The following is a 20,495-nucleotide window of genomic DNA, read 5'->3' on the forward strand; positions in this document are numbered from 1 at the left end:
GTGGTTCTCTCCCTGTGATATCGGTCGGATCAGAAGCCGGTGTGCCAGCCGACGAGCGCGGCGACGGAGCCGTCGGTGACGTCGTGCATGATGCCGAGGCGGAGCGGCATGGCGGTGCGGCTGACGTAACCGGCGGTCAGCTGGACGCGACGTTGCCCGGCAAGGCTCGCGCGGGTGACGCCGTACATCACCGAGCGGGTAGCAAGGTCGTAGCCCGTCCCGAGGGTCAGCTCCGCCGCGCCCGCCTCGATGGCGAGCGGCTGCGCGATCCCCAGCGTCAGTAGGCCGCCGGGCACCGCGCCGGTCGCCTGCACACCGATCCGGCTGCCGAGGATCGGGGTCGCGCCGGTGACGAGCGAAGCGGCGTCGATCTTCAACCGGGTAACGCCCAGCGACCCGTATCCCTCCAGCGTCCAGCCATCGGTCACGCCGATCCGGCGATGCACCTCGACCATCACCGTGCGGGCGCCGCGTCCCAGCCGCAGCGCGCCAGCGCCGGTCGGCATGCCCATCAGCGTGCCGTCCTCGTCGATAAACGAGGCACGCAGATCGAGATCGCCCCGGCTCCAGCCCAGCGTCATCGCCTGCGCGGCGCTGCCGGCGGTGCGTCCCGCCGCCATGGTCAGCCCGAGCCGCCCTCCACCGACCGCCCGATCGAAGCCGAGACTGGTTCCGGCCTGCGGGACATAGGCGAGCACGCCATCGGCGAAGGGCGCCAGCCCCATCACGTCCGCCTGGAGCATGTCGGCGCCGTTCCACGCCGCGTGCACCCCGGTCGTCCCATCGGTGTAGCCAAAGGTCCCCGCCGTCGCTGCGGCGCGGACCTGATCCTGTCCGGGACCGAAGCGGACGCTGGTATAGCCCATCGTGCCGCTGAAGCCGCCAAACGACAGGCTGGCTTGTCGCCCCATCTGCTGGATGCGACGCTCGATCCGGTGGTCAGCCATGACCTGCGGCTGGACGATCAGCGCGGCGATTGAGCCGGTGAAGTCGCGGCCAAAGGCGTCGAGCACCGTGACATGCGACAGTGCGGTCTGGATCGCAGCGGTGCCGACCGCGTTCGGCACCACCATCACCGATGTGGCGATGCTCGTCTGAGTGCTGCCGTTCGACAGCGTCGGATTGACCGGCGCCAGCGCCGCCTGGAAGTCGACCAGCCCCATGCCGAACACCTCGTCCGGCCCCGGCGCACCGATGTCCCTGGCGGTCTGAAGGATGACGTCGCCCGCCTGCTGGCCGCTCAGCTGCGACCATTTCGACAGGATGTCCGCGGCGAGTCCCGCCACCACCGGCGCTGCCGAGCTGGTGCCGGAGAAGACACCGACAGTGCCGTCGACCAGCGTCGTGACATTGGAGCCGACCGCGACGACGGTGCGGTCCTTCATCGTGCCGGCCTTGTTGGAATAGGCCTCGATCTCGTACTTGTTCAACGCCGGGCTGAGCGCGCCGACGAACAGCACCGCCTTGCGATTGTCGGCGGTGATCCACTGCGCATTGTAGGGATCGGCGCCGCTGAAATTGCCGGTCGAGTTGACGAGCAGGCCGCCCGTCGTCGCCAGCCGCTCGGTCGCCGAGGTCCAGCTCGCGCTGCCACCGACCAGCGAGCTGCTGACGATCTTGATGCCTTTGTCCGCCGCATAGCGGATGGCTTCGTCGGTGTGCGACAGGATCTCGCCCTGCGTTTTCTCGTCCCGATCGGCGACACGCAGCGCGACGATCGTGGCGGACGGGGCATAGCCGACGGTCGCGTTGCCGTTGATGCGTGCCGCGATAATGTTGGCGACCGCCGTGCCGTGATCCGACGCGCTGCTGCCTAGCTCATTCCGCTTCGTTCGCGTGCCGTCGGCGGCCACGACATAGCCGAAGTCCTTGGACAGCGTCTGGTCGATGCGGCCGTCGAGCTCACCGTTCACGTTCATCACGCCATCGTCGACCACGGCGACGGTCACGCCCTGACCGGTGTGCCCGCTGTCGAGCGCGTACAGCGCGTTCATGAACTCGTTCGCGCCGTAGTTGCGGCGGAACTCGGGCGTGTCGTTGACTGATCGGATCGGCTGCTTGTCCGACGGGGTAATCACGTATCCCACCGGCGGCGGCACCGGCGCCGAATAGACGGGCGGCGTCGGGGTTGGCGTTGGCGTTGGCGTTGGCGTTGGCGTTGGCGTTGGCGTTGGCGTTGGCGTGGGAGCCGGTGTCGGCGTGGGTGTAGGTGACGGCGTCGGAGACGGCGTTGGCGTGGGGCTCGGTGTTGGACTCGGCGACGGTGTCGGACTTGGCGTCGGCGACGGTGTGGGCGTAGGTGATGGACTGGGCGTCGGCGTCGAGCCGCTGGCGGGCGGTGGCGTCGCCACGCTGCCCGCACTGCTGATCCCGCCGCCGCCGCCGCAGGCGGCGATCGTCAACGCCAGCATGCTGGCCGACGCCGCCCTGATCCCACGTATCCCAACCATCGTCATCCCCCGATGGGGATGCACGCCGGCCAGCCGGCGGCACCCCGTTGAACCCAGGGTGCCGGCCTTCTGGAGACCGGAATGTTGGAAACCTGTTACTAGACAGGCGCGAACGCCTTTAAGCCGGGCGGCTCTGGACATACGCGTCCGCCACCCGGTCACAGAACTAGGTCCTGTAAACCTTGGCCTTTCGGCCGGCTCTAGTAACGGGGTTTCCACGCCCCGGCCCACAGGACAGACTCCCACAGGCCACCTCAAGCTATAGCCCAATCCTTAACGGATTGCGACAGTCTGGAAGGCTTTCGGACGGCACAGCCATGCCAGAGGCATGGAAAAGGGCGCTGGCGGTGCTGAACCTAACGGACGGATGAAGCGAAGGTTCTGAAAGAAGGGAAAAACAGGGTCGGCATCCGCCGGCTCGGCCCTCGATCAGAATTTTCGTCGTCGACTGGTTCTGCCGGTCATCCCCACCATCGCGTGTCCTTACCCCAGCTGCCTCGCGCGGCGTGGCGGAGGGCATGTGCCTGGAGCACACCGCCTATGCTTCCCACACCCACCATCACCACTGTGAACGTCGCCGCCCTCGACGTCGGCCATCGGCTCGGCCTCGATCGGCAAATACCCATCGGCGCTGCCGTCCTGACCGCCCGCCTGCAAGGTTCGACGGTCCACTTCTCGCTCGACAGCTACATCTTGCGACCATCGGACCCCGCCGACGCGCTGCTGGCCTGGCTCGACCAGAAGCTGACGACCGATGGCGCGACGATCACCGGCTATCGCCTGAAGGACGCCATCGCACTGCTCGATCGGCTGCCCGGCGCCGAATGGTCGCCAGCACTCCGCGCGCTGGCGGGCTGCGGACAGCAATATCTGTTCGATCTTTCGGCCAGCGTCGACGATGGGCCGCTGACCCTCCAGGAAGCCTGCGTCCATTCGCAGATCCTGTGCGCGCCGGTCGATCCGGACCGCCGCTTCGCTGACTGGGTGCGATCCGATGTCAGCGAGATCGAGCAGGACGCACAGGTCGACGTGATCGCCGTGTTCCGGCTCGTCATACGCCGTCTCGCCAAAATGAACCCGGTCGATCGCAGCATCGCTGCGGCCATCAGCACGCACTTCGCCGAATGGCTGGGCGAAGCCGATTACGCCGCCACCCGGCTCCATGTCGCGGACCTGCTGTCCGCCGCCAACTGATCGAACCCGGCCGCATCGTGGCCAAGCTCCAGGAAAAACTATGTCTCTCATTGATCTATCGATCGAGGAGCGCGGCTTCGCGCCCGCGTCGATCGCGCTCGCCGTCCGTACCATCGGCGCCTGTCCCGCCGCCCGCCACCGACCGGATGCCCGCATCCTCTGCGGCATCGGCGTCCTTACCGTCACGCCGGACGACGGTGGCCACCGGTTCACCAGCGACGCCCGGTGTCTCGGCGAAGGCGATACGCCCCGCGATCTGCTCGACTGGCTGGAGCCGCAAATCGCGTCGACCGGCGCAGTGATCAGCTGGGACAATTTCGGCGCCGTCCCACGCCGACTGCTCGCGCTTGCCGACCCGGTGCGCCATCCGCAGATCATCACGGTCGCGGCCGACACCGCGGGACGATGGCGGGCCCTGCCGCTCGGCCACACCTGGCACCTGCGCCAGGCGCGCGCCCACCTCATGCCCTGCGTGTGCCCGCCGCGGACGCCGGTCGACGAATGCCCGGCGGCCATGCCGACCGTCCTGCTGCCGGCCCCGGCGACCACCGCGGTCGAACTGGTCAACGAGGCGATCGCCGGCTGGCGATGCTGGGCACAGGGCTTCGGCGATTTCGACGACGCCGACCACCCCGCACAAGCCGCGCTCCGCGCCCTTGACCGATGGCGGGGCGAGCAGCCCGCCACCCGCTGACCTTCCCCCAACCGACATGCGGGCGCGCGAGCGCCCGCCGGAGAATCACTATGCAACATGACCTGACCTCGCTCTGGAAGAGCAACACGCCCCGCTTCGTCGTCGTCCTCGATGCCGAGCTCGCCTATGACCATGAAGCGCACGCCCGCTACCAGGCGAGCGAGCGTTTCCTCCCCGCCGATGCCGCGCACCTGTCGCCGCGCGAACTGCGCACCGATCCGCGCGTGACGCCGCGCTGGCCTTGCCACCGGATCACTACCCTGTCGTGGCTGGTGATGACCGAGGCGGAAGACGGCCTGCGGCCGGTGCGGCTGGAGACGCGCGGCTTGCCGGAGCAGGATGAAGCCGCCGTCCTGAAGGCCTTCTTCGCCGACATGGAACAGCTTGGCCATGTCCAGCTCGTGACGTGGGGCGGCTTCCATTCCGACCTGCCGCAGATCCTGATCGGGGGGATCGACGCGGGGTTGCGGTTGCCATCGTGCCTGACCGGCCTGTTGACGCCGTGGCGGCGCGACGCCTCCGGGCACGTCGACCTCTGCGGCGAAATGTGCGGCGGGGCAGCCCCCGCGCACCTTGCCGAGGTCGCCGCCAGGCTGGGTGTCCCGGCCAAGCTGACCTGCCGGCCGAATCTCGTCTCGCAATTGATGCAGCAGGGCAAGTGGTCGGCGGTCCGCTCGGTCGCGGAGGGGGACGTACTAAGCACGGCGGCACTGCTGATGCGCTGGCGCCACTTATCCGGCGGCACCGCCTCCGTCCTGGAGGCAATGCGGCGGCTGACCGGCTTCGTCGCCGAGCATTGCGCCCACCGCCCTTACGCATCCGACTGGCAGCGCTACGCCGACGACCTGCTCGCCGCGTCCTTCGCGGCGGAAGCCCGCAAATTGGAAACCCTGGGAGCCTCGGCCTGCAACTGAGCCGTGATGATGGCCTCTTCGAAGGGGCGGAAAAGAAAGAAGGATCAACGATATGAGCGTCATCGAATCGATGGACACGATGCAGGCCTGGACCGTCGGCCTGCGCCTCGCCATGGGCTATCCGCAATATGCGCCCATCGGCAATCCGATCGCCTACGCCTCGGGCGGGCGCAAGAACTTCGCCGAGGCGCTCGAGATCGCCGCCATCGTCGAGCAGACCAACCGCGACCTCGTCCTCGTCGCATTCGACCTGCCCATCGCCGACGGGCCAGTAGGCATCTCGCTCGCCACCCGCGGCAACATCCTTGTCGACTGGCACGCCGATGTGCAGCCCTATCTCGCCAGCGACGACGGGGTCATCGAACTGCTCAGCGACACGCACCGCTGGTCGGTCGGGCCACGCGCCATCCTGACCGCGTCGCCGCTGCCGTCCCGCAGCCGGATCAAACGCGGCATCGAACGCGCGCACCGGCGCTGGCGGCAAGCCGCCGATCAGATGCGCGGCATCGAGTTGCACGGCTCCCTCTTCATCCCCGCCGGGGGCAGCTACGCCGACGCGATACCGACGGAGGTAGTGCGGGCGGCAGCGTGAGGCGTCGTCAGCCTCGTTGGCGCGTAAAGTGTGCGTACCGTCAACGCTGACAGGACTGTCACATCGTTGGTGGTCGATTGGACGGCAGAGTTCAATCGACCGCCAGCCCGTCCACTTTCGACCAAAATGTGTCGTTCGCGCCCACCCCGGCGAACGTCTGGTTTCAACGGTAGCTGCCGTTCGCACTGATTAGGTGTTCAGGCCCGGCATCTGATGGATCGGATTGACTAGGTACCGGTCCGGCTCTGATGTCCAGATTTTGCGATGTGCTCGTGGGGCGTGAGGCCGCTGAGCGTCTTCAGCCAGGGGCGAAGCATAGGCGGCGATGAAGTCGGCGAGGTGCGTCCGCAGCTGGTCATGGCTGTCGTGGTGGAAGCGTTTGACGGTCGCCTCCTTGATCATCCGGTTCATCCGCTCGAACTGGCCGTTGGTCCACGGGTGGTTCGGTTTGGTGACCTACAAGGAACGTCGCTCCGCCGCACTAACTGAGTGGAAGTCGCTCGTCAGCTGAGCGGCGACATCATAGACCGAGCTGCGGCGACCCGAGACCCGTCCGCCTTTATTCGACAGCTCCCTCGGTAGCGATCCCCTTTCATGATCGCGCGACAGTCCTGCCGCCATTCCACAGCAGGGCCGTCGACAGGGCATAGACGATGAAGAACCCGACATTGAGGACGGCGGCGAAGAACCATGGCCCGACCGGGGGCGGTAGCGCCGCGCCGATAGCGGCGAGCAGCAGCGGTGCGACCGGGTTGAGGATCACCGCCGACCAGCGGGGATAACGGGTCCGGCGAGCCAGGATCGTCGCGCATAACAGTGCCATGCCCAGCGCGAGTGGGACCACCGCCAGAAACCATGCGATCGATTGCATCCGGCTGAACTGCGCCCCCAGCGTCAGCAGCGCTGGATGGGCAGCGGCGGGAAGCGCCGGGATCGTCTTGTTCACCATGGCGGGGTAGTAAAAGGACGCATGGCCGAGCGGCGACCAAGCATTGGCGCAGAAGAGCACTATGAACGCAGCGAAGGGCAGGATGCCTCCGGCTGGTTTCAGGCCTTGATACAGATGCCAGTTCCCGGCCAGATATAGCGGGATCGACAGGTTGGCGATCATCGCCCCCGCGGCGAGCCTTGGCTCGTCGAATGGCAGCATCCACGCTAGCGCCTTGAACGGAATGCGGTCGGCATAGTCGCGCAACAACAGCGGGAATTGATCGGGTGAGGACGTGCCGCCCACCAGCAGGACATCGCCGATTGCCGAGCAGATCGCACCAAGAATGCCGGCAATCCCGGCGGCCCGGATCGCAAAAAGGTTCATGTCGCGCTCCTATATCGTTGCGGTGGCAGGATTGGCCCAGACACTGTCGCGCGGCCCCGCCACGGACCGCCGCCGGGCGGCGCGCGCCATCATGGCGAAACCGCTCGCGCCGAGAATCGCGACCAGGTCAACCAGTCGGCTCGCGCCGGCATGGCTCCAGCCTTGGGCCAGCACAGGCGACAGTAGCGTGGTGAGCGGAATGGCGGCGGTCGCGGCGGCAGCGAGCCACAACAACTCCGATCCGCCGCGCGCCGCGCCGCGTATCAAGGCCCAGACGACGGCGGCGACGAACACCAGATAGTAGATGCGGCTATGCCATGCGGCGAGATCACCCTCGTGGGGGGGAACGTGGGGGGAAAGCCATTTGGTGGCAGCGATCGTCAGCGAGATGCCGGCGATACAGCCCAGCGGCACGCCTACGGTCAGGCTCCCCAGGACGCGGGTGGTGCGGGTCTGCGTCACCGCGCCGGCCTTGCGCTCCTTGCGGCGGCGGCTCTCGATCCAGAGAAGATTGCCTGAGTAGAACAAGAACGCACCGGCAAGACCCAGCAGGAAATAGGACCAGCGCACGGGCGCTCCACCGAAGCTGCCGAAATGTAGCGTGAAGAACGATGTCACCGCCGCGAACCACGGTCCCTGACGCCCCGGCATATAGTCCGCCCCGGTTATCGCGCCGGTGCGGGTGTCGATCTCCGCCCGACCATAGGTCGGCGCACGCATCCCATAGCGCGGATCGACCCCGGTGATGTCGCCGTGCGCGCCCTTCTTCGCATCGTAACGATAGGTGATCGAGCGGAGCGCGAAGCCGGGCGCCTGCGCCTTGATGCGTCGTTGTAGTTCGGCGGGCGACAGCGTGCCGTGCACTGCTTCGAACGCTGGCGGCTTCGGGGGACCGGGCGGTGGCGGCGCTCGCCGCTCGACCTTGGCCGCACCGACCTGATGCACCGTGCCCTGAGCGTCGTAGATCTGGTCGTGAAAGGCGAAGATGACGGCGGTAATCGCCATCACGATGTGGAACGGCAGGCTAAACAGCCCGAGCAGATTGTGCAGGTCGAGCCACATCCGCTTGACGTTCTTGCCGAAGCGCAGCGCGAACAGGTCCTTCACCAGACTGGGCAGCAGACAGATGACGCCGGAGATGATCGCCACGGCGTAGAGCAGCGCAATCACGCCCATGACCGGCATTGCCGCGCTGCGACTAAGCGGGAGACCGACCTTCTGGTGGAGTACATCGACGAACTCCGCGACCGGCGAGGCGTCTTGCCGCACCACTTGCACCGTCCCATCGGGCGCCAGCGCGGCGAGGAAGGTCGGGCCCGGCGCGCGGCGGTTGCCGGTGGTCCAGCTCAGCCGCGCGGGCTCATCGGGCCCGGTTTCGAAATGCACCGTATAGGCCGCGCGCGCGTCGGGCCGCGCGCGCAACACTTTTTCGATCAACTCGGGCGTGCGATCGAGCGTCGGCGGGGTTGAGATGCCGGTCGGCGCAGACGCCCAGCGGTTCAGCGGCTCTGCGAACATCGTGATCGCCCCCGCATAGAAGGCAATGAACAGCGCCAGTCCCGCGATGATCCCGACCCAGCTATGCACGTCCTTATAGGTCTTTATGACATCGGTCCGCATCGGCGATCATCCGAGAAGAAGGCGAGTGGCGACGTAAAGCGCCCAGGCCAGCAGATTGGCGAACGCGAGCCAGCCCCATGCCCGCGCGCTGCTGCGGAACAGGAAACATAGGCCGAGGATCGCGCACCAGATCGGTGCCGCCAGCCACATGGCAAGCTGTCGCTGCGCGCTGAAGACATCATCGTCGGTCGCGCATAGCGCCGCGAACGTGCAGGTCAGCGCCATGGCGAGGGTGAAGCCGAGAATGGTTGCGGCGGAGGCCTTGCCGAACCAGTCGCGACTGGTGAGCGGCGTGCGGCTCATCGCAACGCCTCCTGCCGGAACCGCCACCAGCGGACGATGGCGGGCACGATGCTCCACACCAGCATTGCGCCGGTCGCCCAGGTGAAGACGGCGGTCGCCGGTCCTTCTATAGTCAGCAGCAGAACCAGCGCGATCAGCAGGAGCAGCGCTCCGGCCATCCGATAAGGACGTCTGTCGACATGGTGACGTACCAGCGCCTGATGCGGGGTACCGACATAGAGGCTCAATGCCCCACCGACCGTCGCAAGCGCCGCGCACCACGCCGCGATCATCGTTCCACTCCCGAGAAGGCGAAGCGGATCGCCGGAGCCATCGCCGCCAACATGGTCGTCCCGTGCGACTGACCCGGCAGTGGCAGGAAACGCGCGTGGCCAGGGTTCGCCCCGCCATCCAGTGAGCGGGCCAGCTCAGCCGGAGACGCCGCGGCTCCGTCACCTTCGGCGATCAGGATACGGGGCGTTCCCCTGGCGACCGCGGCCTCGTGCGCGATCAGGCCATCACCGAACCACAGCGACGGACTAACCGCGACGACGCCGCCGAACATCGCCGGTCGCGTCAATGCCGCATGGAGAGCGAGCAGGCCGCCGAAACTATGCCCCAGCAACGTCTCCCGCGAGCGATCGACCCGCCAGCGCTGCCGGACCAGCGGCTTCACCTGCCGCTCGACGAAGTCGAGAAACGCTTCGGCTCCGCCCGTCGCCATACCGCTGGCAGGCCGGTTCGCAGGGATCGTCCAGCCAGGCGTGGCGGGCGTATAGTCGCGGGTGCGGCGTGACAAAGGCCCGGCCGCGATCCCGACGACGATGCCCTCGGAGATGCCCGTCCGCGCGCCGGCGCGCGCCAGCCGACGGACGGTGAGTGCCGTGATCGCAAAATTGTCCTCGCCATCCAGTACATACAGGACCGGGTAGCCGGCCGGCGGTGGAGGCCCCTCCGGCCAGGCGATCATGACGCGATAGGCCTCGCCGTTTTCGGCATGGACGACCTGCTCGACGCTGTTCGACAGCGTGTAGGGCGTCGCCGCCAAAGGCTCTTTCGTGACCGGCGCACCGGGCGCCCCCAACGCGAGCATGATGGCCGCGAACATGCTCACCACCGGTATTGCAGTCGCAGGTTCAGCGTCCGTCCTGAACCATAATAGCAGGATGACGCCGACGAACAGAGCGCGACATAGCGATGATTGGTCAGGTTGCGTGCATTGACCGACAGGATGATGCCGCTGGCAAAGGCCTTGCGCAGGAACAGGTCGTACAAGGTGTAGCTGGGTACACGATACGCATTGGCGGTGTCGCCATACGAAACGCCGACATAGCGCACACCGCCGCCCAGTCCGACGCCGCCCAGCGGCCCGTCCTCGGCAAAGCGATAGTCGGCGAACAGTGATCCCATCCATTCGGGCACCTGAGTCAGCCGGTTGCCCTGCTGCCCCGGCGCGGCGCGCGTGATCTCGCTATCCATATAGGTGCCGGTCGCGATCATGCTGAGCCCGCCTATCAGCGTCGCCTTGCCCTCCAGCTCGATCCCCCGGATGCGGCCCTGTCCGGTCTGGACCTGGCAGGTCGTGCCCGCGCAGACATGGCTTTCGTCCGGGTCGGGACTGGCGAGGTTGTTCTGGGTGAGCTGGTATAGCGCGGCGGTGAGCAGCGCGTTGCTGCCGCGCGGCTGGTATTTGAGGCCGACCTCATATTGCTCGCCGGTCGTCGGCTTGAACGGCGTGCCGTCGAAATACTGGCCGGTGGTCGGCTGGAACGAGGTGGAATAGCTGGCATAGGGCGCAAGGCCGCTCGGCGAAACCCAGGTCGCACCCGCCCGCCACGTCAGTTTGTCCGCCTTGGTCAGCGTCACCGGATCGGTGCTGCCGGTCGCCAGTTCGTTGACCTGATGGTTCTTCGCCCAGTCATAGCGAGCACCCAGAGTGACATGAAGCTGGCCAAGCGTGATCTGGTCCTGGCCATAGGCACCGATCTGCTCCAGCCGTGCATTCAGATGGACTTGCGGCGCAAGCGTCTGCAGCACTCTCCCGATGCCCTGCGATACGGGGTTAAAGATGTCGGGCATCGGCGGAACGTTGGTCGACAGGTCGCGCAGGTGCCGCCATTCGGTATCGAGCATGTCGACGCCGACCAGCACACGGTGCTCCAGCGCGCCAGTGTCGATGCGACCTTCGAGCCGCGTATCCAGGCCATAGCCATCGGAATGGCCGATGCCCTGCACCGCGCGACGATTGATCGTCTGCCCGTTGGCGAGCGTCCCCCCACGTAGCACGGTTCCCCGGAACAGCGTCTCCACGCGGGTGTAGCGGCCATTCTGTCGCAGCTCGAGCCAATCGGAAAAGGCATGGCGCAATTCGTATCCGAGCAGATACTCGTTGCGGTCGTAGGTGTTGAATTGCGGCTCGCCCAGGAACGCGTCGAGGCGGATATGGCGGCCGCCTGCGCCCGGTTGCTGCGATCCGACATAGGGCAGGAACTGGAAGGTCGATCCGCCCTCGTCGCGTTGATACTGGCCCATGAGCGTAATGCTGGTGGCGGCATCGGGCACCCAGGAGAGGCTGGGCGCAATGTAGTAGCGCCCGGTCTTGATCTCATCGATCTGGGCATCGCCGTAGCGCGCAAGGCCGACGAGCCGCGCTCGGATCGTGCCGTCGGCGGTGATCGGCCCCGACACGTCCGCCGCGCCCTGATATTGCCATTTGCCGAGGTTGGTGAACCCTGCCCCCTGTAGCATGATCTCGCCGCGCGGCTTCGCCGTCGGGCGCTTCGTCACCAGATTGACGATGCCGCCGGGCGCCACCTGTCCGAACAGCACCGCCGACGGGCCTTTCAGCACCTCGATCTGCTGAAGCGCAAAGGGATCGAAGGCGGTTCGCGTCCATTGCCCGCCGGCAGGCAGGCGAATGCCGTCGAGGAACAGATTGTCGCTGAAGCTGCCCGCCGCAAAACCGCGTACGGAAAAGCTGTCGGCGCGGCTGTCGATGCCGTCCTGCTCCGCCTGGACCCCGGCGGTATAGGCGAGCGCCTCGGTCACGCTGTGGACTGCGCGGACGTCCAGTTCCTCGCGCGTGATGACCGAGATCGACTGCGGTACCTCGATCAGCCGGGTGGCGGTCTTCGTGCCCGACGTAGCCTGGGTCTGTCCCGTCGCGGTCACGACGATATCCGTATCGCGCAACGCGTCGCCGTTATTCTCCTGCGCCGCCACCGGCGAAGCCGCTGACGACAGCAGCAATCCAACACCCCAACATATCTTCATAGGTTTCCCGCCCCTATATTCGCCGTCCGCGACGGCGCATTTCCCGAAAGATTTCGAGGGGCGTCTAATAGCGCAAGATAATGCGAGTCAATCGCATCTGATAAGCAACTGTGATGACGGGGAAGTCTGATACAGCGCCCGCCCTACTGAATCGCGACGCGACCGCCATTGCTTGACGGCTGCCTTGTGTCCGTTCCCCGCCGGAAGCCGTCCTTCGCCGCCGAGCGCACGAGTGACGGCTTTGTCCCAGAACACGCCGAATGCGCCGTTGGCAGCCACCGACCAGAATTCGTCGTTCGTCGGTTGGGCTTCGAACGACAGGTTCAGCTAAAACCGGCCATTCCCTGAGCGCAGGATCGTCTGGCAGCAATGCGCCCTAAAGTCGGATTTCGGGTCGCGGATTGGCGCGACCTGAAAGCGGACAAAGCTCAATCAAATAGCCCCACGACCAGCGAATAGTTCAGATCTTTCCGGGCGCGCCAAATATCGCCGTCGTCTACACAGGCTCCGCAGCGGCTACGACCGATGAGATCGCTCGCGGTTCAACGCAGTAGGGGCGGCGGTGCGCTTCGGCGCTTCCGCTCCAATCGTCCCGGTTAACGGGCATCATTCACCTTCGAGGCGCTCCTGCACTTCTGTCACGAAGCGTGAAGGGTTGTGCTGGCCGTACATGAGATGGATTTCATGCCTTGCACGCGTGAAGCCGACATAGAACAGGCGTCGCGCTTCGCTGATCTCTCCATCGCTTGCATTGTTTCGGGGAAGGCGTCCTTCCTCCATTCCGAACAGGATCACCACGTCGAACTCGCGTCCTTTGGCGCTGTGCAAGGTGGACAGATTGATCCGGTCGAGACCGGTGCCGATCCCGGCGAACTCGCCGAGCGGGAGATCCTCCACATCGCCGGTCGGTCCGAGCCGGTTGATGAAGGTGTTCAGCGTCTCGAACTCATCGGCCAGCGATCGGGCACGATCGATGCGCGGTTTCATAATCTCGTCGCGCAAGGCGACGAGCCAGTCGTGCAGACTGAGAGTGTCGTCACGACGATCCCAGAGGGTTGCGATCAAGTCGCGCTGAAATTCCAGCCGGTCGTCATCGGTCGCGAGCAGTTCATGGAACAGGCGGGCACCTTCGGCGATCACGCGGGATACCCGAGGCTGCCCTGACCGCCAGCCACCGCAGCACCACATCGCGCATTGCTCGAGCCAGCGCATCAGACGGCTGCCGCGCGGATACAACGCGTTGCCGTCGGTGCGGATCACGCCATAGCCGTTGTTGGCCGCGGCGGTCGCGACCTCGTCGCCGATGAAGGCTGCGGGGTAGAGGATGGCGATTTCGCCAAGGTTCAGATCGGGGCGCCGTGCGCGTATCTCGGGGATCAACTGTTCGATCAGATATCGCGCCTGCGCCGCATAGCCGCCGGTGCAGGGATGAAAATAGATCGTGCCCTCATGCGCGCCGTCCGGTGCCCGATAGCCGCGCGCTTCGCCAAGGGCATATTCGGAGGCAGTGACGATCTGCGACCCGCAGCGATAGTTCAGTCCGAGCCGGACGGTTTCGACATCGTCGCGCTCCGACAATTTCTTCAGCAATTCGGGATTCGCGCCGGTGAAGCCGTAGATCGACTGATCGACATCGCCGACCGCGAACAGGCGGATGCCGGCGCTGAAGCACAGCCCCATCACCATCGCGTGCAAAGCCCGGCCGAGATCTTGATATTCGTCGACCGCCAGGATCGGATATTTGGCGGCGATCGCCTTGCGCAGCCAGGCGTTGGTAGCGAGCGCACGCAAGGCCAGAAGCGGCATGTCGTCGAAGTCGATCACGCCCATCTGGCGCAGTTCGGCTTCATGGGCCTCGACGAGCCTGGTTAGTTGGGGGTCGGCGGTTTTCCAAGCGTCGACGTCCCGGTTGAGGAATCGGCGGCGGTGCTGCCCCAGCCGGAAATCCCAGGTCTGCGGATTCTCCGGCCCTTTGATCACCTTGGCATGGGCATTTTCGAGCGCGGCGCGCGTCTGGCGCCGGGTCGCCACCTGGAAATCATCCGGGAGACCCAATCCCGCGACCTTCGCATAGGGCAGGAGGATCTGGGTCAGCGAGAAGCTGTGCACGGTGCCGATGAAGACGCGGCCGCCCGGCGCAATACCGAGGGCATCGAGCCGCGTCTCGAGCTCGCGAGCACATTCGTTATTGTAGGTGATACAGGCGATGCCGCGGGGATCCTCGACATCCTCGCTGAGCATGCGCGCGAGCTTGACTGTCAGCGTCTTGGTCTTGCCGCTGCCTGGCCCGGCCAGCAGCACGCAGTGGCCGCCGGACTCATAGGCCTGCCACTGTTTGTCGTTGGGCCGCAGATCTTCCGCGGCCTTCAGATAGAGCGCCCGATCAGACAAGGCCGATCACATGGTTGATGGCGTTGGCGATATAATGCGGCACAGTCAGGCCTTCGATGCGCGACGCCAGGCGCTGCGCGAACCGGCCTTTGCCCATCTGCTCAATCATCTTGATCAGGATCTTGGCATCGACGTCGGACGGCTTGGTTTCCCAAGCATCGAGAAGCGCCAGCCGCTCGGCGCTGAAATTATGTTCGCGCAGGGTAGCGATGATCGCCTCGGCATAGTCGCCCCCGAACATCTCGGTTTCCAGCGTACTGTCGTTGACGAACAGGCCGAATTCTTCGAATTTTTCATAGGTCTCGTCATAATTGTCAATCGCCTTAATCGCCGCGATTAGGGCGTCCGTATCAGCGCCACCGCGCGCGGTATCGATCGTACGGGTAAGCTTCAGGCACCGCTTGTAGGACCGGGGTTTTCCGTCGATCATGTCGAAATCGGTGATGACGGCAAAGGGAATGCCGAGCGCGCACAGCAGCTTCACATAGGGCTGGAAATTGGTGCCAGCGACCGAACAGACGGACACGCCATGCTCGTCGAGCGAAATGTCGAGTTCTTCGGCGAACGTGGGGATGAGGAACCGTTCGGCGTCACCCTCGACCAACAACACTCCGCGGGCGAACACCATCTCGGCGCGGGTGACATCGAGATAGCGGCTCAAATCCTCCTGTTCGGCTTCGGTGAAATCCGTCGCCGCCGTCGAATAGCCCCTGGTTCCCTGATCTGCGTCCGACCGCAGCAACAGGAGAGATTTGAGCGGTGCGACGCTAGCGATATGGGGCGAATGGGTCGTCAGGATCACCGACATCGGCTCGCCCTCGTCCGCGCCGGTGTCCTCTTCCTCGCTTTCATCATCTTCCGCCGCCGCGCCTTCGACGATCGTCTCGAACAGATGCTTGTACACCAGCCGCTGGAGATGCGGATGAAGATGCGCTTCCGGTTCCTCGATCGCGAGCAGGGAATGGTCGCGCTTATTGGTCTCGATCAGCCGTTGAAGATCGAGCAGCTTGAGCGTCAGGAAGATGAGATTGGCCGATCCCAGGCTGGCATCGGCAACGCCGCGCCGCCCCTCGTCGATGAGCAGACGGATCTGGCGGTTGATGCGGGCCGCGTCGGTCGCCGAAAAGCCAAGCGACGGCTTCACGTCCTGCTTCGCGCCAGCCATTGCGAGAAACAGCTCGGCAATCCGGCCTTCCAGCGCCTTCACCTCGCCGAACTCGATCGCGGCCTTGCTTGCTTCCGCAATCTTCTCGCCGATCTCCTTAAGCTTTGCCGCGTCGATCGCGACGAACGCATCCTCGACCAGTGGACGAAGCGGCGAACGACGCCAGGCCGCAAGGTCACCCTCGGCATCACGAAGCGCCGACAACAGGTCCATCGTGATCCGCCGCCGCAAATCATGGCCAAAGCGCTTGGCTTCGCTTTCCCCGCCGAAACAGATGAACGAGAAATCGTCATCGCTGGCGGGTGCATGATCGAGCCCCGGCGTCGCGCGTAGCTTGTAGGTCAGGCGGACGGTATCGGGATCGTCGTCGAGCCTGAAGTCGGTCAGGACGGCGAGCACATCGGGGTCGTCCTCAAAATCCTTGATCTCGACCGAGACGGTCATGATCGTCTCGGAAGTAATCTCCTCCAGTCCGTCCCAGAAGTCAGCGAGACCGAGCTGCCGACTGCTATCGGGTAGTGAGGGGTCGAATATCAGGCGCAAGCCAAAGAGCAAATTGCTCTTTCCGACGCGGTTTTCTCCGACAATGACGACGTTGCCGCCTAGCACTACATCGAGGTCGCGAAAGTTACGGAATTTCTCGATTCTAATTCGTGATAAATACATCTTGCCTGCTCCATCTCATCGACCGGAGTTTGCTTTCTATGCGACAAAATATTAGTGCGATTTTGCCTCATCCGGCGCAAGTCATGAAATTAGCCGGTCAAGCGCGAAGCCTCCGATTGCCGCCATGCCGCGGGCAGGCTGCGGCACTCTCGGCAACGATCCGGTCCTAGAAGTTCACAGACGCCAGCAAGATGGCGCTCCGGGACACGCATGCGTGCAACCGTCAGCGCAAGGAACAAACATTCGCTGAGCCCATCGGCCTGAAAGGACGACACGATGGGATTAGCAAGAAGCAGATCCGTCGTGCTCATGACGATAAGCGCCGGATAGCGGCCGGCGCACAAGTCGGTGGCTTTACGCTCATCGATCAGCGCGCCCGCTCCCGAACCGAGCGCATATGCGATTGTTGCCGCCTCGCCATCATCAAGTGTGAGGCTTGTCGGACCAGCGACGAGGTCCAGAAACACAGCTTCATCGGTAGAACTGAGCGAAACCTCGCGGATCAAACCTACCTCGATCAGCCTCGCAACCTCGGTGGCAGTTTGCCGACCTTTCGCACGCCCATTCTCAAGCTCGCCGAGCGCGGTCGTCGTGATGACGAGTTCCGCCGGCGACCATCGGAGAATGTCCTCGGCGCAGCCCGTCGCGACGAGGTTGATCCAGACGCTGGCATCGCCGACGAGCGATGCCGCCCGCTCAAGCCAGGAGGATTGGCGACTCATCGTCTACCGCTCCTTCAGCTTCAAATTCATCGATCATCTCGCGCGCCTCGACGCGGTCGATATGGAGAAGGCGCGCCAACTGCCCCTCGCTCAGAAGACCGCGCCGCCACGCTTCACTCGCAAGGAGGCTCATGCGCATCGACACTTGCCGTGCGGCATCGGTCTTAGCTGGATCGGGTGGTATCGCGTCGCCGAGCACTTCGCGTGCTTGCTCGTCCGTGATGCCGCCGTGCTCCTTAAACCAGTCCCAGGTGCCGGATTTAGTAAGGCCGAGTTCCTCGAGTCTCCGAACTATTGCTTCGCGCGACACACCGAAGGCGTGTGAAAGAATAATGATATGGCGGCGAGTGAGCCGCGCGGCACCGGCCGTGACATCCTGAAAGCGGGCGGCAACCGCTCGGGCGGGCGTTAGAAAGCAGCGCGCGAAAGCGTTAGCGTAGCGCTCTTCCCGCGATGCTTCAGGCGAATCCGCATAAAGCGCATCCGGTGCGCGGCGGGTGGAAATGAAGTGGCCGGTCTCATGTGCCCCGGTCTGCGTGCGCCGGTCGCGAGGATGCAACGCGTTCAATAGAATGCAGGCACCGGCAGCTTCGTCGAAGGCATAGAGCCCCGAAATCCGGGCCGGCAACTGCCGGACGAAGATGCGCGCGCCCAGTTGGACTTCCAGTAGGCTGACCATATCGTGGACCGGTGCCATGCCAAGCCCTAGCCACTGGCGCAGCTCGCTCGCATCCTGTTCGGCTTGGAGTAAGACGTTGCCGGGCAGCAGGGGGCGCTCCGGCGGGTCGTTGCGCGCACGCTTGATACCGAGCAGGTTTTCCAGTTCCAGCTCCGCTTGGACGAGGCTGTTAAGCAAAGCGACGGCCTCTTCGACTTCTGCATCGCCTTCACCGGTTCGCCGGAAGCGGGGGCGCAAATCAACCTTCGCACTGCTCTGGCGCAGCAGCACGTTGAGTGAGACCGCGATACAGGGCGGCAAGCTTCTGAAGTTCTTCGAGGCGCGCGCGGCGCTGCCCTTGCTCGATGGCGACTAGCGTGGTGCGCGCGACATTCAGTGCCTGTGCCGCCGCGGCCTGGGTCAGCTTCGCATTTTCCCTGGCGTCACGCAGCAGCTCTCCAAGCGCTTCCGGGGCCAGACTGCCTGTCACCGCTGCCACGGCGAGACCTGCGCGAGCTTGGCGACGAAGGAATTCGGCCCGAGACTTTCTTGGAACGCGAGCCATTCGGCGCGATGACGCGCAAGCAACGCCAAGAGCTTCGCCTCAGCCTCGGCCGACGACATTCTGAGGGCATCGGCGGTTTCGCGGGCGACGCGGGCAACCGCGCGACGATGGATGGCAGAACCGGAGAGCGAGGCCAGATGGTCGAGGTGCAGTACACCGGCGATGGCATGCTCGCGAAGCGACGGGGTCATCAGCGTAAAGCCCGCGACCGCGCCTTTCTCGATCTCGGGGGCGGACAGGTCCTCCCAAATATAGTTGGCGGCAGGCTCCTCAACGCCAGCCGCATGCATGCTGAGGCGACGCAACATGCAGGCAGCGCAGATACCGCATTGCCGGCGCTTGCGCTCGAAGCTTACCTGCCGGGCACCCTGCCAGCACGAGCGGGTGTTCGCCCAGTTGGGCGGCTGCGCGAGCTTCTGCGCCGCTGTGACGGTCTCGCCTTTGGTCGACCAGATGCGGGGATACTCGTAACGCGGCGCATTGCCGGTCAAGGCTTCGAACAGCGCTTCGACCCGACAGGTAAAGGCGGGATGGACCCGATAGTCGGGGTGGCTTTGCCCCACGGTGACGAGGATCGGACCAAGGGCGCCCTGACCGCTTTCGGTCACTACGATCCGCTCTACGTTGGCGAGCGCCGCAGCGATGCCTGTAATCACCGCGAATTTGAAACCCCGCGACCGCGCCGACGATTCGACCCGTTGGCCGACATCGAAACGCACCTGATAGGGCACCGACATGAAGCGGCGTTCGCGAGGATCTTTGGAATGAGTGTCGGCGCCCCTGATGCCGAGGCGGACGCGCACGAGCCCGCCCTTTTCGGCATCATCGACGAGCGCCGAAACAGCGCGGGAATCCACACCGTCACTATACGGCATGATCACGCGGTCGCGCACGTCGAAGCCGAGAGAGCCCTGTCCCACGCCCTCGATGTCGCGCATGCGTTGCACGAAGCTGACGATCCACTGATCGCCCGTTAGGAACGAAAGAGCATCCTCAAGTGCATTGTGGACTGCGGGATCCTCCCAACGATCGAGCGAATGGACGGCGACACGCAGGTCGAAGGAGCGTGCCCAGCCCCACGCTGGGCGTTTGACGCTAAGATCACAATATTCGACAGCAGCCGCGATGACGAGAAGGTCGACAAGTTCTGGACGCCAGCCGGTATAGAAATAGCTCTCGAGCCCAACGATTGAGAGATTGATTGCGGACCCGATATTGGCGGCGATCGCGCCGTCGCGAACGTCCGCGCCAAGCTCAACCGCATCGACCACGAACGCGGTCTCGCGTGAGGCATGATAGGTACGGGCGGTCATAGCGGGACTCCAGCGTCGAGATCGGTGAATTGGGCGCGGGTGCGGCGCGTCAGCGGCTCGCCCGTCCGCAGTGCGGCACGCGCCAGAACAGACAGATCGATTTGGCCGTGCGCCGCCTCGAAGCGGTTGCGCACGAACTCCGCGTTGCGGATGCTGTCATCACGCCGGACATGCTCTTCGACCTGGCGGTAATTGCAGAGCAGGCGGTCGGAGAACGCCTCCTCGGCAGCGAACTGAACGGCATCGTCGCCGGTGCGTCCGGTTGCTACGGCATCGATCGCGTTGCGCACGAAAGACGCCTCCAGCGGCGAGACGCAGCCGCGCCGGAGCGCGCCGAGATCTGCCAGAACTTGGTCCGCGAAGAGCGTCTGCTGCCCCAAAGGAGCAACAACGGAAGTGACCGACGCAACAAGTGCCTGCCGGACTTCGGCGCGCCAGTCGGCGTGTGACGCGCGTGTCACGCTTTCGACGATCTCGTCTTGGGAGAACGCCTCCTTGTAAGCGCACTTTGCTGCATGGCGCCAACGAGGCTTCATCGGCAGAGATTTGTACGGGCCATCGCTCATCGGATCGTGCTCCCCGCACTTTAAATGATGCGATGATCTGACATTGTCAATATCCAACGATGGATAAACTGACATTTCTCTGTTCTGGTAGGTGACAGACGTGACCGGTTGATGC

Annotated in this window: 18 protein-coding genes and 1 pseudogene; 4 read left to right on the top strand and 15 right to left on the bottom strand. The window is 64.8% G+C overall.

The features are described 5' to 3' along the window. Positions 1–29: 29 nt before the first annotated feature. Positions 30–2,087, bottom strand: a complete 2,058-nt coding sequence (locus QE379_RS14485; RefSeq protein WP_307001530.1) for a S8 family serine peptidase — start codon at positions 2,085–2,087, stop codon at positions 30–32. 930 nt (positions 2,088–3,017) lie between these two features. On the opposite strand from QE379_RS14485, the gene QE379_RS14490 reads away from it, so the two are divergent. The 4 genes from QE379_RS14490 to QE379_RS14505 are packed head-to-tail and all read left to right on the top strand — an operon-like array spanning position 3,018 to position 5,844. After that, positions 3,018–3,644: a hypothetical protein gene (locus QE379_RS14490; RefSeq protein WP_307001532.1), complete on the top strand. Its 627-nt coding sequence runs from the start codon at positions 3,018–3,020 to the stop codon at positions 3,642–3,644. 40 nt (positions 3,645–3,684) lie between these two features. After that, positions 3,685–4,338, top strand: coding sequence for a hypothetical protein (locus tag QE379_RS14495; protein WP_307001534.1), 654 nt, complete (start codon positions 3,685–3,687; stop codon positions 4,336–4,338). Between the two features lie 50 nt (positions 4,339–4,388). After that, positions 4,389–5,252, top strand: coding sequence for a hypothetical protein (locus tag QE379_RS14500; protein ID WP_307001536.1), 864 nt, complete (start codon positions 4,389–4,391; stop codon positions 5,250–5,252). A gap of 52 nt (positions 5,253–5,304) precedes the next feature. Then, positions 5,305–5,844, top strand: a complete 540-nt coding sequence (locus QE379_RS14505; RefSeq protein WP_307001539.1) for a hypothetical protein — start codon at positions 5,305–5,307, stop codon at positions 5,842–5,844. 189 nt (positions 5,845–6,033) lie between these two features. Here the strand turns inward: QE379_RS14505 and QE379_RS14510 are convergent. From QE379_RS14510 to QE379_RS14575, 14 genes and pseudogenes are all read right to left on the bottom strand, one after another. Next, positions 6,034–6,285, bottom strand: a pseudogene (locus tag QE379_RS14510) (IS481 family transposase); the annotation flags it as partial. A 151-nt stretch (positions 6,286–6,436) separates the two neighbouring features. After that, positions 6,437–7,159, bottom strand: a complete 723-nt coding sequence (locus tag QE379_RS14515; RefSeq protein ID WP_307001541.1) for a DUF6796 family protein — start codon at positions 7,157–7,159, stop codon at positions 6,437–6,439. Between the two features lie 9 nt (positions 7,160–7,168). Beyond that, positions 7,169–8,779 carry a PepSY domain-containing protein gene (locus QE379_RS14520; protein ID WP_307001542.1) on the bottom strand — a complete coding sequence of 537 codons (1,611 nt, stop codon included), beginning with the start codon at positions 8,777–8,779 and terminating at the stop codon, positions 7,169–7,171. 6 nt (positions 8,780–8,785) lie between these two features. Further along, positions 8,786–9,082, bottom strand: coding sequence for a hypothetical protein (locus QE379_RS14525; protein WP_307001544.1), 297 nt, complete (start codon positions 9,080–9,082; stop codon positions 8,786–8,788). Beyond that, a complete protein-coding gene (locus QE379_RS14530; RefSeq protein ID WP_307001546.1) occupies positions 9,079–9,354 on the bottom strand; it encodes a hypothetical protein in 276 nt (91 codons plus the stop codon). Before QE379_RS14530 ends, QE379_RS14525 begins: the two co-directional genes overlap by 4 nt. Further along, positions 9,351–10,169 (bottom strand): alpha/beta hydrolase, encoded by an 819-nt coding sequence (locus QE379_RS14535; protein WP_307003240.1) that lies wholly within the window; start codon positions 10,167–10,169, stop codon positions 9,351–9,353. Before QE379_RS14535 ends, QE379_RS14530 begins: the two co-directional genes overlap by 4 nt. A 2-nt stretch (positions 10,170–10,171) precedes the next feature. Beyond that, on the bottom strand, positions 10,172–12,310 hold the full coding sequence (locus QE379_RS14540) for a TonB-dependent siderophore receptor (RefSeq protein ID WP_307001548.1): 2,139 nt from the start codon (positions 12,308–12,310) through the stop codon (positions 10,172–10,174). A gap of 630 nt (positions 12,311–12,940) precedes the next feature. Continuing rightward, entirely contained in the window at positions 12,941–14,725 is a 1,785-nt protein-coding gene (locus QE379_RS14545) for an ATP-dependent helicase (protein WP_307001550.1), read from the bottom strand. Continuing rightward, a complete protein-coding gene (locus QE379_RS14550) occupies positions 14,718–16,556 on the bottom strand; it encodes an ATP-dependent endonuclease (RefSeq protein WP_307001552.1) in 1,839 nt (612 codons plus the stop codon). Before QE379_RS14550 ends, QE379_RS14545 begins: the two co-directional genes overlap by 8 nt. Positions 16,557–16,645: 89 nt before the next feature. Beyond that, the gene (locus QE379_RS14555; RefSeq protein WP_307001554.1) at positions 16,646–17,278 is read right to left on the bottom strand and encodes a hypothetical protein; all 633 of its coding nucleotides are present in this window, start codon (positions 17,276–17,278) and stop codon (positions 16,646–16,648) included. Then, complete coding sequence (locus QE379_RS14560; protein WP_307001556.1) at positions 17,253–18,227, bottom strand: ImmA/IrrE family metallo-endopeptidase; 975 nt, start codon at positions 18,225–18,227, stop codon at positions 17,253–17,255. The genes QE379_RS14555 and QE379_RS14560 overlap by 26 nt, the downstream gene beginning before the upstream one ends. After that, positions 18,196–18,435, bottom strand: a complete 240-nt coding sequence (locus tag QE379_RS14565) for a helix-turn-helix transcriptional regulator (protein WP_307001558.1) — start codon at positions 18,433–18,435, stop codon at positions 18,196–18,198. The genes QE379_RS14560 and QE379_RS14565 overlap by 32 nt, the downstream gene beginning before the upstream one ends. Beyond that, complete coding sequence (locus QE379_RS14570; RefSeq protein ID WP_307001559.1) at positions 18,423–19,814, bottom strand: 7-cyano-7-deazaguanine synthase; 1,392 nt, start codon at positions 19,812–19,814, stop codon at positions 18,423–18,425. Before QE379_RS14570 ends, QE379_RS14565 begins: the two co-directional genes overlap by 13 nt. Further along, positions 19,811–20,380 carry a hypothetical protein gene (locus tag QE379_RS14575; protein ID WP_307001560.1) on the bottom strand — a complete coding sequence of 190 codons (570 nt, stop codon included), beginning with the start codon at positions 20,378–20,380 and terminating at the stop codon, positions 19,811–19,813. Before QE379_RS14575 ends, QE379_RS14570 begins: the two co-directional genes overlap by 4 nt. Positions 20,381–20,495 lie beyond the last annotated feature (115 nt).

It is taken from the genome of Sphingomonas sp. SORGH_AS_0879 (assembly GCF_030819175.1).
Lineage (GTDB): Bacteria > Pseudomonadota > Alphaproteobacteria > Sphingomonadales > Sphingomonadaceae > Sphingomonas.